This is a genomic window from Shewanella atlantica (assembly GCF_003966265.1).
Taxonomy (GTDB): Bacteria; Pseudomonadota; Gammaproteobacteria; order Enterobacterales; family Shewanellaceae; genus Shewanella; species Shewanella atlantica.
The window spans coordinates 57,948-75,914 of sequence record NZ_RXNV01000009.1 but is presented as its reverse complement, the minus strand read 5'-3'; the positions used below and the strand labels follow the sequence as shown (position 1 = coordinate 75,914).

Below are 17,967 nucleotides of genomic sequence, written 5' to 3'. Positions count from 1 at the left end.
CAGTAGAGATGTTTTTATCTGGTTTTATCTCCTTCCTCTCCCGGTTCAATCCTGAAATTAAATGCCTTGCCTTTGTGCGGCAGGCTGATGTGAATTTCACTGCCCGTGACATTTTGATTGTTGACGATAAGAGAGGCGATGGGGTTCTCTATCTGCTTCTCTATCTCCCGCCTTAGCGGGCGGGCACCATAGGCGGGCTCAAAGCCGTCTTTAGCTACCCGCTCTATCACATCGGCGTCGATATGCAGGGTGATATCGTTGTCCTTCATCTGTTTACACAGCTCGGATATCAGTAACCTGGCTATCTTGAGTACATCCTCCTGAGTCAGATAATGAAATACGATCACCTCATCGAGCCGGTTGAGAAACTCGGGTTTAAAGAACTTCTTCACTTCGTTCATCACGGTGCGGCGGGCAGCCTCGTAATCCGGATCTTCACTATAGATAAAGCCGACCGGAGTGCGGTCGCTTATCAGAGACTCGGAGCCCAGGTTCGATGTGCCTATCAGCAAGGTGTTACGAAACGAGATGGTGCGTCCCTGAGCATCGGTGAGCCGACCATCTTCTAAGATCTGTAACAGCATATTGAACACATCGGGGTGTGCCTTCTCCATCTCATCCAGCAGTATGATGGTGTAGGGGTTGCGGCGTACCTTCTCCGTGAGCTGTCCCCCTTCACCGTAACCGATATAGCCCGGTGGTGCCCCGATCATCTTGGACACCTCGTGGCGCTCCATATATTCAGACATATCAAGTCGTACGATGCGGCTCTCATCATCAAGCATAAACTCGGCCAGCGCCTTAGCCAGCTCGGTTTTACCTACACCGGTCGGGCCGAGAAACAAAAAGGAGCCGATGGGGCGATGACTGCGGTTGATGCCGGTTCGGTTGCGGCGAATGGCGTTGGCCACCGCAGACACAGCATCTTGCTGACCTATGATGCGCTTATGCAGCTTATCTTCCATATGCGACAGCTTCTCTACCTCAGACTCGGCCAGACGGGCGGCCGGGATCCCGGTCAGGCGGGCGACCACACGGGCGATATCCTCGGGATTGACCGCTTTATCTTCACTGGCTATGTCAGTAGTTTGTTGTTCACGTTGCTGCTTGAGCTGCTGCTCGAGTTTGAGGATCTCGGTCTGCATATTGGCAACGCTCTCGAAGGCCTGTTCGTTATAGGCTTTCTGCTTGCCCGACAGAAGCGTCTGACGCTTGCGTTCCAGCTCTTTCATGGGTCTCGATAGCGCCAGCAGGTGCAGGTGTCTGTCGGCTCCGGCTTCATCGATAAGATCAACTGCCTTATCCGGCAGGTGCCTGTCGGCGATATAACGCTCCGACAGTCTGGCCGCGGCTTCCAGCGCCTCCGGCTGATACTCTATATCATGGTGGCCTTCATATTTCCTGGCCAGGCCATTGAGGATATCTATGGTCTCCTCTATGCTGGGCTCGCGCACTAAGATAGGTTGAAAACGCCTCTCCAGTGCCTTGTCGGCCTCGACGTACCTGTGATACTCATCGAGAGTGTCGGCTCCGATCAGCTGCAGGGTGCCTCTTCCCAGTGCACTCTTTAACAGGGCGGGGGCATCCAGTCCGCCAGCTCCGGCGCCGGCTCCCACCACGGTATGCAGTTCATCAATAAAGAGAATGATCTCGCCTTTAGCTTCGATCACCGCATCCCTGACACCTTTGAGGCGCTCCTCAAATTCTCCGCGCATATTGGCGCCGGCGACCAGTTCGGCTAGATCCAATGAGAGCAGGCGCTTATCACGCAGGGTATCGGGCACCTCTGCATCGGCGATACGCTGGGCTAACCCCTCGACTATCACAGTTTTGCCCACACCGGGCTCGCCTATGAGTACCGGGTTATTCTTCTTACGTCTGGAGAGGGTTTGAATGACTCGCCCTATCTCATCCTCTCTGCCGATAACCGGATCGAGCAGGTTATTACGGGCCATCTCGGTCAGGTCCTGGGTGTATTCATCCAGAGGATCGCTGCGACCCTCGGCATCAGGCGTGTCTAATGTCTTGCCGCTTCTCAGCTTGACCAGCGCCTCACGAGCAGGACCCACCTTTATCCCTTGATTACTCAGGTGGATGGCGGTGACGCCGGAGCGCTTATCGCATAGGGCCAGCAACAGGCAGCCTGTACCTATATAGGCATCCCCGAGCCGTTTGGCTTCGCTGAGCGCGATGCCGAACACCTCTTCGACTTCATGGGCGGCGACCACCTGAGTGGTATCTCCCTTGAGCGGGGTATTTTCATGATCCTGGTACACGGCCCGGGTCAGGGCTTCGATATTTTTTTCGGGATCTGGCAATATCTGTTGCAGTAGCTGAGCCGCCTCAGAGCCGGGAAGTGACAGCAAACCCAACAGGATATGTTCCGGCGTCAGTACATTTTGATGGGCATTGGCCAACTCGGCGATGGCGGCGTTGAGGGTCTTGTGGACCTCTTGATTGCATTGGCGGATATATTGCTGAAACACGTTGGACTCCTTTCATCATTGTCAGCAGCATCGATAGGCTCTGTATCTCACCGGCTGATAGCGAGTGTATCGGCCAGCCCATTAATATCAGTCGCTTAAGCTTCTTCTATGAGTTTAGACGAATTTTTTTACGCCAGAAAACTTTCCATAGGAATTTAAAATCATAAAGAAAGATTAAGCTGAAAGGATGGGGTTTTGAGCCTCTATGCAGAGGTGTTTTTGATGCCGGAGATGCGTGCAATGATGCCTGTGATACCCAGCAGCAGGAACAAGAAGCCCAGATAGGTGCCGGTTTTTAACCAGCCGAAGGAGAGTTCGACCCATGCCGGTTTCGAGTTGGTCGGTTGATTGGCCTGCAGCAGAATATCTATGCTGTCTCCCTTGTTTAAACCGGAGAAATCGGCGCAGCTATGTCGGTAGCTGCCGTTAAGAAGATGATTTTCGAAGGGGTATCGATAAAGCAAGGTGCAGCTCTTCTCCTCGTCAGAACTCGGTCGCTGAGCGTTACCTAAGATGTTGCGCTCGACCCTGACAACCGTGGCTGTGACCGGCAGTCTGAAACTGTCTGCCAGGGCTTTCTCCTGCAGGTAATAGGGCAGAAACTCGACCAGAACGAAGGCGCTGATGACGATAAAGGCATAGACGTAGCGGGATAAGAAGCTGAGTAGCTTGTGTATGAGAGAGCTATTCTTAGCTGAGTGTTTCACGCCGATGATTTCCGGTTTGTTTGTTATTGAGGTCGTGAGCTGAGTCGTAATTGGCACTGTAAGCGCCTGCTACTAACTATAAAGCGTCTGCGATATTTATAGTTAAAGTTAAAGTTAAAGTGTCAGTTGACCCTGACGGCTTTCTATTCCTTCGCTCTCTGCATTTTCATCTGAATCGACGAGACCGAAGACGGTGGTGCGGTTGCGGCCATCGTGCTTGGATTGATACATGGCCATATCCGCATCGGCGGTGATCTTTTCCAGATCATAGCCCGATAGCTTAGCATCTGTGACACCGAAGCTGGCGGTGATCATAAACTCGGCGCCGGAATCTGAGCTATCTATCTGCGCTATCTTTTTGCGGCAGGTCTCGGCCAGCTTAGTCGCCGTTAAGAGGTCGCAGCCCGGCAGCAGGATACAGAACTCCTCACCGCCCAGACGCGCAAAGATATCGTTGCTTCTGCCCTGCACCTTACAAACATCTGCCACCTTCTTCAACACCCAGTCACCGCAGGCGTGACCGTAAGAGTCGTTGATGGTTTTAAACTTGTCCAGGTCGAACAGGATACAGCTAAGATAGATATCGCTGTTGTGACAATATTGCAGGGCACTTTGGGCCAGCTGAGTAAAGTGACCGCGGTTAAATACCCCGGTGAGGGCGTCGAATTCGGCCAGCTGTTTAAGGCGTCGCTGTGTCATCCAGGACTTATAGCCCCAGAAGCTGAGCAGGGTAATAATCGCGATAAGCAGGGCTATAAACAGGCGGTTATTCTCCGCCTCACTCCTGGCCAGCCTCTGCTCAATCTTGAGCAGGTTATTCTGTTTATCCAGCAGCCCGATACGGCTCTTCTGCTCCGCGGCCTGATGCTCGGCCAGCTGAAACGCCAGATGCTTGGTCTTGATGTCATCCAAGTAGGCCTTATCGGCCTCGGCGTAATTCTTGTGGTACTCCAGCGCCATCATATGATCGCCACGGGACTCGGCTATCTGGTAGAGAACCCTGTAGGCGGTGACCGTGGGTTCGTTGTTACCTATGTTGGTAGAGTAATCGATAGCCGTTAAAGCATGTTCTTCTGCCCGCTCTAAAGTATCGGTTTTAAGATACGCCACAGAAAGAAGCGAATCGAATACGGCTAGAAAGTGAGCGTACTTTGTTGCTTTTAAATCGCTATAATTTGATTCAAGGATGTTGATTGCCTCATCGGGCTTATCTTTATTCAGATAAAGTGCGGCAATATAGCTATAGATGGCGCTCTCCATCACCACTTCGTTACTCTGTTGGCAAGCCTCGATACCTTCCCGGATCTGCGGGTCATCTTCCTCCAGAAGCTCGAGTTTAAACAGTGACTCTAGTTTCAGGTTATGGGCGATACAAAAGTTACGGCCTTGGCTCACTTTAGCTTCGAGGCGTTTCGCATAATTAAGCCCAAGCTCATATTGACGAATTTGGTTGTAAAACATTGCCGCAATCAGTAAGCCAAGTTGGTGTATTTCTTTTGGTTGAATTGACGGTAGAAGATCTATGTTGATGGCTAAGTGAGCTAATCCTTGGCTCCAATTCTTGGATATGGCGTGAGAGTTGATTATTGACATATTTGCGCGAAAGCGAAGTGTATCGTTGGCATTTGAATTGAGTATTTGAGAGTAAATTGTTACTGCTTTATCAAATTGACCTTGAAAAGATAATTTGTATGCTGATAAATAGTTGAAATAGTGGAGCTGCTCTGTCGACATTTTGTCCACTTGTGTCTCTAGCGCGGCTAGTATCACTTTAAACTCAGCAGGCTCGCTACTTCGTAATTGGTCGGCTCTTAATAAGGAGTGCTGGATATCATCGGCAGCATAGGGCCGATTTGGATAAATGATACTCGATATGGCTAGTATAATTGCTAGCCAATGAGCAAGATTCATTAGGCGCATTTCTTTAACTTTAATGCGGTAATTTATGACATTACCTTAGTTAGTATTGTCAGTCTTTTCATCCTCATCTGAATCTTCATTTGGCTTTTCGTCTTCAGCAGGTAGAAAAATACAAACCACATCCGGGCAGACATCCAACTCACGTTTCAGGCTGATATCGTCTCGATTGATAAGGGATTGTTTGAGCTCACTGGTGAGTTCAGATTCAAGAATTGCTTTCTCGAAGCTCTGCTGCGTTTGCAGGCTGGCATCCTGTCCCATACGTTCCAGCAGTTCAATTACATTTGACATGGTTTCTCTTCCTTATTGTTGTTTTTAAGAAGCTTTAAGTCTTAAGTCTTAAGTCATAAGCGCTAAGTGATAGGTGCTCAGACCTTGCTTTTCAAAACTTACAGCTTACAGCTTATGGCTTATAACTCAGATTTGTTCCCGGCTTAAGCCGGTCCTACACTGCAGCTTCCTCGAGCTGACGCTCGATCTGCTTCAACCTCTCTAGTACTTGATGATTGGGCTGCATCTTCTGGCTCGGCGGGATCACCAGTGTGGTGTGCATAAATATCTCGGCATCGGCCAGCGCACTGAGTGTCAGTGTCTGCTTGCGTACCGTGTCTATGGGCAGTACGGCGGCCTCATATAAGATCACCTCATGGTCCAGCGGATATTGCTCGGCGAGCAGCTCTATCAATACCTGTCTGTGGGCCGCACCGGTGGCGAACTTGGCCATGCTCTTATCGCCGGCTAGCCCAATCTGCCACAGCACCAGATAACAGGAGGGATCGAAGCGGCGCTGATAAAACATAAACTGACTGGCTTCGAACTGCTGACAACCGAACTTGCCGGGATCTATGCCTAAGTCGGCGATAAGGCAATCTTCAGCCGATATGCCCGGCACCATGACGGCATCGAAGCCCTCGGCCTTGGCGAGCTCTATCGACTTGTGCGGCGCATGGGCGAATACGCCGGGATGTCCATAGAAGGCACCGACCACCTTTTTGCCGGCGCGTACTTCGGTCAGCATGGCATCGACCATCTCGCGGTAGGTGATATGACGGGACTTGCCTTCGCTGTAGTAGACCTGCAAGGAGCGTACGTCGCTATGCATCTCCTGCAGCCAGAGTTCGACTATGCCATTTGAGACGCCGGAGAAGACTACATCTGCCTGCTCGATATAGCTCTTAGCCAAGGGGCAGATATGCGCCCCCAATGTCATGCCGATACCGACACACGCTAAACTGCCCGAATGACTCAAGTTGATGCCTTTTCAATCTGATTTTTACGTAACATGAAGATAACAAATAGGGCGGGGGATGCATAGCTTTGTTTTTATCTTTTGTATCAGTTATTTAATATATTAAACTCTAAGCGAATAACAGTACTTTCTGTTGTTTTATCCGTCTCAATAGTCTGAAAGTTTGCTTTTTTGAACAGGCGTAAACTATCTGTGTTGCCGGCAGATACATTCGCCTGCAGATGGGTTAACCCTTCAAAGCAGTTGCACCTGCTAAGAAAGTGTCTGATAAGCTCAATGGCAAAGCCTTTCTTCACCGATTGAGGCGTGAGTAAGATGCCTATCTCGGCCTTGGTGCTTTCAGCTCTGGTGCTTTCTGTTTTAGGGCTGGCTGTTTTGGTGCCCTCTGCTTTAGGGGACGCAGCTTTTGTACTTTTGGGCTCGGGCCATGTGAGCCCAAAAATGCCGACGGGCGTGCCACTTTCTTTGTTGAGCATGACCCAAACCAGATGTTTCGGCTGCTCTTTTTTCAAGATTTTCATGGCGGTATTAAAGCTCTGTTCCGCCTTGGTTTGAGTGAAGGGGGCAGCGATATTTTTCATCGTTTCACTACAGGTATATAGAGAGCAGTAGAAGGGTTTATCTTGCTCTTCGAGCCGCCTTACCTTGAGCCTCTCAGTTTCAAATTTATGCATCTATCTTCCTTGTCTCTTCTCTTTATGTTTTTTATCTTGCTCGCTACTCGCTTCAGCAAACCGGATCACGCCGGTTTTATGCACCGAGCGGTCGAATATGACCAGATGGTCGTTGAGCAGGGGGAGCCCTAACAGGGTTTGATTGGGCCAGTTAGGCAGTTGGCTCAATATCTTAAAGCAGGCTCGGCCTTCGCTTGGGGCGTTAAGCTGCCAGTAGCTTTCGGGCTTGCAGACTATGCTCACCTCTTGTCGGTCGGGGCTTTCAGTACTCGTCCCTTTTTTTACATCCATATCGCCCACGAAGGTGAAGCTGATATCCGGCCATTGGCTCAGCTCCAGGGCCGATGCGTCTATGCCTGTCTGCTGGGCGGAAATATCTTTAAAGGGCGCTATCAGAGGGGCAAACTTCGGCGATATGGCCGCCAGGTCATTTAACATGGCTCGATACAGGGGCTCGGTGAGGGCGATGGCGGAGGCACCGGTATCGACGATGGCATTGCTGTAGTAGTTTTTGCGGTACTTCTCTTCGAGAGGAGCTGCGGCAATCGGCGTCTGATCGCCGACGCGTATCGAGGTGAGGGTGACGTTGTAATAGATATCGTGCTCGACTTTGATGCTGTTAAGCTCTCCTTGATAGAACTCGGTATGCTGCTCTGCGTCGCCCAGGATAAGCCAGCCTTGGTTGAGCGGATCGTCGGCCAATTGTTGTGGCGTTGAAGCGTCGTTGCTGACATGGACGCTGGAGCGGCGGCAGTAGAAGGCAAATTTATTTGCGGTGAGGCCATGCTCTTCGAGGTCGGTGAAGTAGGGGATAAGATCCCGCTCCGGCTGCTGCCAGAGAAACTGCTTAAATTGTGTGAGATCTTCGCTGCTCAAAGGGGCTTCTGCTTTGGGATTATTCGTAGATGAGTCTTGGTTGTTACTCTTTGCTGCGCACTTTACATTCGCTTCGCTCTGGCTGCGATTCTTAGCGTTAGTATTGGCGAAGGGCCAGGGATAGGTCACGGCCGGTGAGTAGTTATGGCGGTCGAGATAGGCTTTTAGATCATAGCTCTTGTTGAGATGATGGTAGCCCAGCCCAAATATGCCATCGGCGTCACCGAAGCTTTGCTGCTGTTTAGCACCGGAGACTATGGCGAGGTGGCAGGACTCCAGCACCAGAGGCTGGTGAGGCAGGTGAAGGTGCGGCTGTTTATCCAGCGTTTTCTTATCTTCACAGATAGCGACCCGGGTGGTTATCACGGGGCCGTCCCAGCCGCCGATGCCGTAGTTGACCTCCTGAGCCAGGCTGGTGGGAGTCAGTAGTTTGTCATCCTCAGGGCGGTAGGCGCTGTGGTTTTCCAAGCTTTGGTTTACATCACTTTGATTCTCTACGTTTTGCTTCACGGCACTTTGTTTAACGACCAAGGTGCTGCTACCGGTGTCGAGGATAAGGTTGACCCTCTGTGGTGGCTTGCCCAGATTAAGCTGAGCGCAGTAATCACCCTTGGCATAGACATTGGTGATGGGGACTTTCAGGGTACGCGCTTTTATCTGACCGGCCATGTAAAGTTTTCTCCCTAACTTTCTTATGTGCTGTGATATGGCTTGCTGTTGAGTGGCTTGCAGCTAAATGCAGGCCGGGTTCATCCTCATCACTCTCATTGGCGCGATGCACCTTGTTTGAACTGCCTCTTTTGTAACCTGTAAGGCCATATTTAGCAATGGCTGTAAAATGCTCCTCTGGCGCCCCTCCGCACTGTATGCTGCTCAGAGCAAAGCTGCTTTTTTTTAGCACTTTTACCGGGTTATTTATCAGGCTCCTTGTTAGTCTTTTTATTAGTCTTTTCATTAGTCTCTTTATTAGGGACGACTGATAAACTAAGGGTTTGCAATGTGTGATCTTGTTCACAAATGCGCATGTTTAAAAATGATACATATTAGAATTATTTAATTGTTACCTAACTTCGCAGTTGCCTCAAACCCAGATGTGTCACAGGTTCTCAGAGTTTTATTATTTCTTACCAGTACTATCGATGACACTTTTGTAACAAATGTAAGCCTCAGGAGAGTGATTAATGTTGAAGAAGGTGAATCGTCTGGATTATTTCACTTTGATGGTGTTGGTTGGCTTAGTCGAATTGAAAAATGGCTCCGCTGTTGCCGATAAATTACATACGACTCAATCTAAAGTGAGCAGGGCACTGAACTGTTTACGTGAAGTGTTGGATGATGAGCTTTTTATTCGCCAGAAGTATGGCTTTGAACCTAACTCAGTTGCGCTACGTATCTATCCCATGGCGCAATCCATTCTCGAACAGTACGATAAGATAATATCGACGACACGTAATACTGTGGTGGCGCCCTATGAGCTGACGGTGGCCGCCCATGAACAGTGGTCCATGATGGTATTTAACTGCGTGACCCATCAATGTTGCTGTGTCGAGGGGGGGGTGAATGTGAACGTGCAGCCCTGGACTGAAAATGTGAGCGAGCGCCTGTGTCAGGGGAAAATTGATTGTAGTATATCCATAGAACCCATCCGGCATGAGATGGTTGATGATGTGAATATCGGTGACATTACCCATTTCTTCCTGGTGGCCAGAGTCGGCCATCCTATTCTGACCTCGGCCGACCCGCTGACTGATATGTTTGACTATAAACTTGGTCTGGTAAATTCAAACCTACAGAACAACCGACTGCATCGAATTGAAGAGTATGCCCATGAACAGGGGATAAAGCTTAGGATCGCGCTTAAGAGCCCGAGCTTGCGCATGATTGTAGATCATGCCAGTCGAACTGAGGATGTGTGTGTGTTGAGCTCCGCCATGGCCTATGAGTACTTTGAGGACAGAGATGATGTGGGCTTTATCGATATCTCGGCGCAATGGCGTGACAGCGTTGAGCAGCAACCCGAGAGTTATTTCCTTCACTGTCACCGCTCGGTGACCCCCTTATTGGCACAATGTATGGCGAGATTACTGACCGAAAAGCTAATCGAGATCCAACATCATTATGAGAGCTCGCAGGGGCTTGCCTCCACGCCTGTTAAACCGGGTTTAAGTGTGCTCTTTTGAGTCAGCCTCTATTTGTTAATGGATGCTGCGGTTGACGATATGGCCTATGGTTTCAACCAACCAGGATATATTCGGCGATAACGACCCTTTTCTTGTGGCCAAATATAGGGTCGGACTGTTAATTGAAAGGTAGAGCCGTTCGGTTTCTACTTCTGATAATCGACAAACATGTAAGTTCGGCATCTGATTACTATGATCATAGATCTTGCTGAAGGGGAGCAGGGCGATCGCATCGGTATCGGTTATATGTTGCTTAAGTGCCGCAATATTGAAGTTATGGTTAATTAGATCCCCGTTCTTAAGCTGATAAGCAAGCTGATGCTGGCTGCAATAGAGTAAAAATGGATCCGATGTCGCTTGTTCCGGCTTGCCTAAAATACTTACATAAGGATATTGAGCGATGGATTCTAAGGTGATCTCCTGTTTTAACAATGGATGGTGAAGATCGCACACCAGGTAGAGGTGAGACAGGCGCTTCAGTGCCACGACATCGATATAGGTGTCTATCTGTTTCAGATATTCATGGTCAGACTCACTAATTAATCCGATATCGATTCGATTCTCAATAATATCTGTGATCAGCTTGTCCGAATCAGGACTTATGGTGAATTTAAGATCCAGATGGTTCTCCGTGATGGCGTTTTTCAATAGTTGCGAAAATTGATGAACGATAAGATCGCTGACATGAATGGTGACATGTGATTTGTCTGAACCGCCGTCGTTGTCATTGAGTTGATACAGGTGCTCAGAGCATTGTACTATCTCTTTAGCGATCGGATAGAGTTGCTTGGCAAATTCGTTTGGAATTAAGCCGTGCTTCTTTCTTATAAAGAGTGGGTTATTAAAAATGACTCTGGAATGTTGTAGGCAGCGGCTGATTTTCGGCGCAGGAATATTCATCTGTTTAGCCACCAGTGTGGCTGAATGATGTTCATATAAATTAACCAGAATATTAATGCTGAGTAGATCTAAAGTATCTAGTTTTAGATTGTGCATTTTAATCCCTCCTACGAAACACATTTGTAAAACTGACAATATGTGAATTTCATAAATTAATATAAACCTATTCTTGTATAATCGCTAATAAAATGTTTAAAATAACTAAATGATTTTTTGTTTATTTCGCCTCTCTCGCCCGCTCAGCTTAACCTGTTGTTTTTTAGTTTCTTTTTGGTTTTACTTTCTAGATATGCAATATGTGAAAACATTATATTTAACTGTTGATAATCTGTAATAGGTAATATCTGTATATTGATAATATGACCATGAGTTTACTTTCATTATTAAATGTGAAAAAGAATTGCATATATTTTAATTTGAGAGCAATACTTAATTGCAAACTAAATATAAACAGATGTTTTGGAGGTTTATCATGAACGCCACCGTCATACTCAGTTATACATTTATGTACTTTGTTTTGTTTGTCATCGTTCCATTAGTTGTCGTGACGTTTGTGATGACTTGCATTAAGTTTTTCCAAACAAGCGATGTTCAGATGGCAGCAACGGAAGTCAGCATTAAACCACACCTGCTGGATACGCAATCCATGGAGTTTTTAAAGACATTAAAAACCATAGCTCAAGGCCGCTATGATGTGCTCTATGACGCTTCTTTAGTGAACGTTGTCGATATCGATCAGACCGTTAAGAATCATGATGAGGTGCAGGAGTATATGGAACACTGCCATCTCGATTATGTGGTCGTTGATAATGAGTCATCATCGGTTAAGTTAGTGATGACCAACCCTGAAGAGAGCAGCAGCGATCAAGTGGAGTTTATCGAGAAATGTCTTGCATACACAGGCGTGCAATTTATCAAGCTGAATAAAGATAAGCACTGTGATGAAGCATTGATCAGAAACGCGCTTGCTGCATAGCCGATAATGGCACCAAACAAACCCGTTTGGTGCCATATTCCACCGAGATTTTAGCACTCATCTATCGATGTAAGGACAAGTCATGTCCAGATTATCCCGCTATTGGCCACTATCTCCAGCAATTGAGTTGCCATCAATCCTGTTGGCATCAATCATCTGCTTAATCATGGCGGGAGTCTCTTTTCCTGTCGCTGCGCAGTCAAGTGAGTCTCTGACCATCAACCAAGATTCTTGTTTGAAGTGCCATAAACGCAACGGTGCCATGTTTGGGCTACATGCTAATACCGCACTTGCAATCCAATGTCAGTCTTGTCATGAGCAGAGTGGTAAGCACCCCAGGAAGGGGTCGAGCATACGCCGTTTTTCAAGCGGTAGCATGACGTCAGTGGCCGAACAAACGGGGACCTGTCTCGGGTGTCATGATCATGAAACCCTCGCCATGTCTGATTGGACCCATAATGTCCATGCCGACAAGGTCAATTGCGCCAGTTGTCACCAGTTGCATGTGGAATACGACCCTATCGTTGGGATCACGGCTAAAGATCGCAGCCAGCTGTGCCGCGGGTGTCATCTCGTTAAATAATGGGAGTATCAATTATGGATATCTCAAAAAGACAATTTCTTACCGGCTGCGGTACCTTGATAGCGGGGTTCTCTATCTACTCTGTGGCGAAAGAGCTTGCAGAGTCTGAGGCTGGTGTCAGTGTCGACCAAACTCAAACAATTAAATATGCCATGGTACACGACGAAAACCTCTGCATCGGCTGCAACGCTTGTGAGCAGGCTTGTAGGCAGGTTAACCATGTGCCCGATGGCGTTTCCCGGGTTGTGATCAATCGAACCGGTCCATTTGGTGAGTACCCGGATCAGAGTTACCGTTTCAGTCGTAAATCTTGCCAGCATTGCGAGGACGCGCCCTGCGTTAAGGTATGTCCCACGGGCGCCGCCTATATAGATCAGGACACAGGGATTGTCGGTGTCAATTCTGATAAGTGTGTCGGTTGCCAGTACTGCATTGCGGCTTGCCCCTATCAGGTCAGGTTTATTAATCCTGAGACTAAAACGGCCGACAAGTGCGATTTTTGCAAAGAGACTCAGCTTAAGCAGGGTAAAGAGCCGGCTTGCGTAGAGGCGTGCCCGACTCATGCTCTGGTATTTGGCAATATTAGAGATCCGAAGTCTGAGTTAGTTAAAACATTAAAATCGAAACCGACGTATCGTGCCAAAACGGATTTAGGCACCCGCCCTAAGTTGTTCCATGTATCGACTATTGATGGGGAGATAGTGTTATGAGTGCATTTCATTTCGATGGATTAGTCTGGCATTGGCCTATCGCTATCTACCTGTTTCTGGCCGGCTTGTCGGCAGGGGCGGTATTTTTCGGCATCTTGTTGAAACACTTTAAGTTAGGTAAAAAGGCTTACCAGTCTCGATTTATTCAGGCCGCCGCCCTGATAGCGCCCGTTACGGTTTGTGCTGGCTTAGGCATCTTAGTTATCGATCTCACCAAGCCTTTCGATTTCTGGAAAATTTTGGTTTTTTACAACTCTACCTCTGTGATGTCCATGGGGGTGCTGGTATTGATGGTGTATCAGCTGATGCTGTTTGCCTGGATAGGCGCCATATTCAGTGCCCCGGTGGTGCAGTGGTGTGAAGGGCGAGAGGGACGTTGGCCCCTGCTGACAAGAGCCTTGATTAAGTTGCAACAATGGGAAGATGTGATCACTGGGGTATTGCTTATATTATCACTATCATTAGGCGCTTATACCGGCTTCCTGCTGTCAGCCCTAATCGGCTTCCCACTGCTCAATAATCCGGTTTTGCCTGTCTTGTTCCTGGTGTCGGGGCTCACCTCCGGCGCGGCGGCCACGCTGTTGGTTGGTGTGTTGCTCAAGGGAAATCCGAATGGGACAGAGGTGCGCTTTATCCATGGGATTGAGATCCCCATGATTTTAATCGAGATGGCGATACTCTTTACCTTCTTCGCCGGCCTTATTTTGTCGGGTGGACAGAGTCAGGTTGCGGCGTTCAATGCGCTGGGCGAAGGCTTTTGGGGCTGGATCTTCTGGGGAGGCGTAGTTGGTTTAGGTTTGACACTGCCACTGGCGTTTAATCTGTGGATGAAGGTTTCAGCCGATAGAAAATTTGCTTATGTTGCCGTGACGGCCAGCTTTAGTTTACTGGGCGTGTTACTGCTGCGTAATTTTATTCTCTATACCGGACAGATGACTGGGACCTAGCCAGAGGTTTAGTTTAGAAATAAGTTAAGGAATGAGTTAAGGAGTTAGTTAAGCTGTGAGTGGGATTGCTTTAGATATTTAGAGTTACTCAGAAGAGGTGAGGAGAGTCGTTTCCCTTGCCTCTGTTTTTGCCAAACCCTCTATCATCTTTATTGAGTGTTAATTTATTCGTGTAAACCTCTTTGCGTATTTTTTATGCTCAGGTAAAATCGAACAGATAAGCTAATCAAGGATGATAAGTATGAAATTTCTCAGTAAAGCAGATCTCTATGCGCCTACTCTCTATTCTCGTTCTCTCTATTCTCGTTCTCTCTATTCTCGTTCTCTCTATTCACCTACTCTCTATAAAGTTAGTAGGCTGTCGCTAAAGCCACTCTCAGCCCTGTTTAAAACGACTCGGTTCTCTGCATCGATAATTGCCACTTCCGCTTCTGTCATTACAGCCGCTATTACTGCTGCTGTTATTACTGCTTACCTGTTTCCTCATGCGGCTCACGGACAGGCATTAATTTTGGATGATTTTCTCGATGGCTCAGAGGAGAAACCGGCTGGTATTCAACATAGACTTCCTATATTCAGTCAGGAGGTTAGCTTTAATCTGCCCAAGGAGTGGAAGCTTGCTTTTAATGAGCAACAAGCCGGTATGTTCGCCGCCGAGTTTGTTCCGTCAGGCCAGGAGTTAAGAGCCTGGTCTGCGATGTTCTGTGTGCAGGGCTTTGAAGGTTTGAGTGAAAATATTGAGCCGGAGACGTTTCTCGATTCGCTGGCAGCAGCCTATAGAGAAACCTGTGAGGGGGAGGTTATTTATAACAAACTCGGTGAGAGTGAAGTCGATGGCCTTGAGGGATTCAGTGCCATCTTAGGCTGTACCCGCATGCCTGATACCCATAAGGCGACTCGTTTGACTGCTGTTGGTAAGACTTCGTCTCCACTGGGGGAGATTGGCCATTACACCGCGATCTCCGGGGGGGAAGATCTGTATCTTCTGCATCAATCCAAACGCGGCGATGTGTTCAGTGTAGATAAGCCGCCATTGGAGTCGTTAAATCATACAGGCTTTATGTCGGCTATCTCTCCCCTGAGACTCAGCCGCTGATTGGTGACAGATAGAGCCGGAAGGGGGGAGTCTATTACTCGTAAATATTAGACATTTATACGTATAGACGTCTATAATGCGGCCAATCGTGATCCGGCTGTTAATCCGGAGACGTTTTAGAGCAAATCGATAACAAGATTTATGCTGTCAATCTTTTGTGGTGCCTGCTCTGTCTTCTTTTGGGTGCGATGCTTTTTTAGTGCAAACGCCTTGGGTGAGAGAGAAAGGATAATCGGGAAGCCTGTGAAAATCTGGCACTGCCCCCGCAACGGTGAAAGGTGAAAGTGAGGTGCGCCTATCTATTACAAAGGTAATGGAAGGGTGTTAAAAAAACCTCTACTTGCTCGGATAAAGATCGACAGATCTTACCGAATAGCCTAAGTCCGGAGACCGGCCCATTAGATGATTTTGAGATTTCGGCGGGCAGATCTCGAGATGCGACAGATGGATTGAGTTCAGTGAACTGAACTTGCCATCGTCGTGACATTTTTGCCCCGTTTTCCTTTCAGGAGTTAAAGGTAAAATGGGTACTCAAGCTAGACCATCAAACAAATTATCAAGATTAGCCATTCTAATCGGCAGCGCTCTGACCTTGTCAGCGTCGACTGTGACTTACGCGGCTGATTCACCACAAACCGATGCCGGCGTGACTAACACTGTGGATGAGGTGATAACCATCATCGGGCGCAGTGAAAATACACCGCTGAATATCGCTTCCAATGTCAACATCATAGATTCGGCTGCCATCGAGATGAGCGGTGCGACGACACTGACCGAAGTGCTGCGCGGCCAGAGTGGCATACAGATCTCTGATTCAAATTCCGGCGCCGTGTTCGCTATGCGTGGTTTCAGCGCCAGCCAGGCCGCAAACAATACCCTGATCCTGGTCGATGGTCGCCGATTAAATAATATCGATATAGCGGCCCCGAGCATCAATGCCATCCCACTTAATCAGATAGAGCGCGTCGAAATACTGTCGGGTAGTGCTGGTGTACTCTATGGCGATCAGGCGGTGGGTGGTGTGATTAATATCATCACTAAGGCACCAGACAGCGCAGGCGGTGGCATTCAGCTATCGGGTGGCAGCTTCGATACCTATGAAGGTAAAGCCGATATTTCCGGTGCCATCAGTGATACCTGGCGTTACTACGCTGCGGCGAGTTATAACCAGGGCGATAACTATCGTGATCATAACGCCAATAAGACCTCGTCTGTTTTGGGTCGCCTGCAATATGCTGACGGGCCACAGGACTTTTTCGTTGAGGCCAGCTACTACGATAACGACCGTGAGTTGGCAGGTTCTTTGACTGAGGAACAGATTAAGGAAAACCCTCGTCAGTCGAATGCAACCTCACCGGGGGCATTTGATAGCTATATGCACGAGATGACCACGGCTGCCCGTAGTGGATATAAGCATCAACTCAATGATCAATGGTCTCTCGGTGCGGATGTAAATTACTCAGAGACCCTAATTACCGGGCTTAATGATTGGGGGACATCGAGAAGAGATACACGTTCATTACTAGAGTTCACCCCTAAAGCTGTGGCCAATATCGCTACCGAAAAGGGTGATCTGAATATCGTTACCGGTATAGACTTGAGCCGTGGAGAGTCTGAATTTAGCAGTGGTCGTGGCAATGTTCAGAAACTCGCCAGTGCTTACGTACAAGCGACAGTGCCTTTATCGAAGAGCCTCAGCTATGTAGTGGGTGGCCGCTACGCAGAAGTGACCGATGAACTGGTTGACCCTAATGCATACGTCAATGGTGTTGAGTTAGATCAAGACGCTCACGCCTTCGAACTGGGTTTGAACTATCGTCCGAGCACTTCTCACAGATTCTATCTGCGCGCCGATGATAATTTCCGTTTCGCTAAGGTCGATGAGCAGGCTTATACACCTGCAAGTGTTGTTGGCCTCAAGCCTCAAACGGGCCGCTCTTATGAAGCGGGCTGGGACTGGACACCTGAGTCACATACATTACGTTTGAGTGCGTACCGTTTGGAGCTTGAAGATGAGATCGTATTCGACCCAAGCGCCGAAACGCCAACGGGTGGTAGCTTTCCCGGTGCCAATGTGAATGCCGATGCGTCGCGCCGCTACGGTGTGAGTGCTGACTGGGATTGGCAGCTAAGCGATAAGGTACAGCTGGGCGCCGAGTATAACTATATCGATGCCGAGTTTACCGAAGGACTCAATGAGGGGAAGCAGCTTTCCTGGGTTGCTGAGCATACGGGCCGTGGTTACTTCAGTATCGATGCTAACCAGAACTGGCAGGTGTTTAGCGAAGTGGTCTATACCGGTGAACGTTTCATCGAAGGCGATAACAGTAATGCCGATCCTAAATTGGATTCATACTGGCTAACTAATCTGGCGGTTAACTACACTCGCGATGCCTGGCTTGCCAGCCTGCGAGTCGATAACCTGTTTGATGAGCAATATGTCAGCGCCGGTTATTATAGCAGTTGGGGTAATGGTTATTATGCCGGGACCGGACGTGCCCTGCGTCTGACGGCAAGTTATCGCTTTTAAAAAAGAAGTTGTAAGTTATCAGTCGTAAGTCTTAAGCGATAAGTAAAGTCACCAGCCTGATAACTTATTCTCAGGACGGGACAGGCCGTTAAAGGTTGAAGCCAGACCTTAGGTCTGGCTTTTTTATGTGTTA

General features: G+C 48.4%; 15 protein-coding genes and 1 riboswitch. Of the genes, 7 read left to right on the top strand and 8 right to left on the bottom strand.

Annotated features, from left to right (window positions below; translation table 11 throughout):
* Positions 1-14: 14 nt before the first annotated feature.
* From EKG39_RS16780 to EKG39_RS16750, 7 genes are all read right to left on the bottom strand, one after another.
* The gene (locus EKG39_RS16780; RefSeq protein ID WP_126507135.1) at positions 15-2,486 is read right to left on the bottom strand and encodes an ATP-dependent Clp protease ATP-binding subunit; all 2,472 of its coding nucleotides are present in this window, start codon (positions 2,484-2,486) and stop codon (positions 15-17) included.
* Positions 2,487-2,689: 203 nt separating this feature from the next.
* Entirely contained in the window at positions 2,690-3,250 is a 561-nt protein-coding gene (locus tag EKG39_RS16775; RefSeq protein ID WP_148103060.1) for a hypothetical protein, read from the bottom strand.
* Positions 3,251-3,307: 57 nt separating this feature from the next.
* A complete protein-coding gene (locus tag EKG39_RS16770; RefSeq protein WP_246028540.1) occupies positions 3,308-4,786 on the bottom strand; it encodes a GGDEF domain-containing protein in 1,479 nt (492 codons plus the stop codon).
* Positions 4,787-5,149: 363 nt separating this feature from the next.
* Entirely contained in the window at positions 5,150-5,404 is a 255-nt protein-coding gene (locus EKG39_RS16765; protein WP_126507132.1) for a hypothetical protein, read from the bottom strand.
* 154 nt (positions 5,405-5,558) lie between these two features.
* Positions 5,559-6,362, bottom strand: coding sequence for an SAM-dependent methyltransferase (locus EKG39_RS16760; protein WP_281276258.1), 804 nt, complete (start codon positions 6,360-6,362; stop codon positions 5,559-5,561).
* A gap of 86 nt (positions 6,363-6,448) precedes the next feature.
* On the bottom strand, positions 6,449-7,036 hold the full coding sequence (locus EKG39_RS16755; protein WP_126507130.1) for a GNAT family N-acetyltransferase: 588 nt from the start codon (positions 7,034-7,036) through the stop codon (positions 6,449-6,451).
* The gene (locus EKG39_RS16750) at positions 7,037-8,581 is read right to left on the bottom strand and encodes a pepsin-like aspartic protease (RefSeq protein ID WP_126507129.1); all 1,545 of its coding nucleotides are present in this window, start codon (positions 8,579-8,581) and stop codon (positions 7,037-7,039) included.
* A 512-nt stretch (positions 8,582-9,093) separates the two neighbouring features.
* Here EKG39_RS16750 and EKG39_RS16745 point away from each other — a divergent pair.
* Complete coding sequence (locus EKG39_RS16745; RefSeq protein ID WP_126507128.1) at positions 9,094-10,092, top strand: LysR family transcriptional regulator; 999 nt, start codon at positions 9,094-9,096, stop codon at positions 10,090-10,092.
* Positions 10,093-10,107: 15 nt separating this feature from the next.
* Here EKG39_RS16745 and EKG39_RS16740 read toward each other — a convergent pair whose 3' ends face one another.
* The gene (locus EKG39_RS16740; protein ID WP_126507127.1) at positions 10,108-11,088 is read right to left on the bottom strand and encodes a LysR family transcriptional regulator; all 981 of its coding nucleotides are present in this window, start codon (positions 11,086-11,088) and stop codon (positions 10,108-10,110) included.
* A 376-nt stretch (positions 11,089-11,464) separates the two neighbouring features.
* On the opposite strand from EKG39_RS16740, the gene EKG39_RS16735 reads away from it, so the two are divergent.
* The 6 genes from EKG39_RS16735 to EKG39_RS16710 all read left to right on the top strand — a co-directional run bounded on the left by EKG39_RS16735 (position 11,465) and on the right by EKG39_RS16710 (position 17,834).
* Complete coding sequence (locus tag EKG39_RS16735; protein ID WP_126507126.1) at positions 11,465-11,968, top strand: DUF2726 domain-containing protein; 504 nt, start codon at positions 11,465-11,467, stop codon at positions 11,966-11,968.
* An 82-nt stretch (positions 11,969-12,050) separates the two neighbouring features.
* Positions 12,051-12,551, top strand: coding sequence for a nitrite reductase (locus EKG39_RS16730; RefSeq protein ID WP_126507125.1), 501 nt, complete (start codon positions 12,051-12,053; stop codon positions 12,549-12,551).
* A gap of 14 nt (positions 12,552-12,565) precedes the next feature.
* Entirely contained in the window at positions 12,566-13,261 is a 696-nt protein-coding gene (locus EKG39_RS16725; protein WP_126507124.1) for a 4Fe-4S dicluster domain-containing protein, read from the top strand.
* A complete protein-coding gene (nrfD, locus tag EKG39_RS16720; protein WP_126507123.1) occupies positions 13,258-14,208 on the top strand; it encodes a cytochrome c nitrite reductase subunit NrfD in 951 nt (316 codons plus the stop codon). Before EKG39_RS16725 ends, nrfD begins: the two co-directional genes overlap by 4 nt.
* 241 nt (positions 14,209-14,449) lie before the next feature.
* Positions 14,450-15,304, top strand: coding sequence for a hypothetical protein (locus EKG39_RS16715; protein ID WP_246028539.1), 855 nt, complete (start codon positions 14,450-14,452; stop codon positions 15,302-15,304).
* A gap of 167 nt (positions 15,305-15,471) precedes the next feature.
* Positions 15,472-15,717, top strand: a riboswitch (cobalamin riboswitch).
* A 110-nt stretch (positions 15,718-15,827) separates the two neighbouring features.
* The gene (locus tag EKG39_RS16710; RefSeq protein ID WP_126507122.1) at positions 15,828-17,834 is read left to right on the top strand and encodes a TonB-dependent receptor; all 2,007 of its coding nucleotides are present in this window, start codon (positions 15,828-15,830) and stop codon (positions 17,832-17,834) included.
* Positions 17,835-17,967 lie beyond the last annotated feature (133 nt).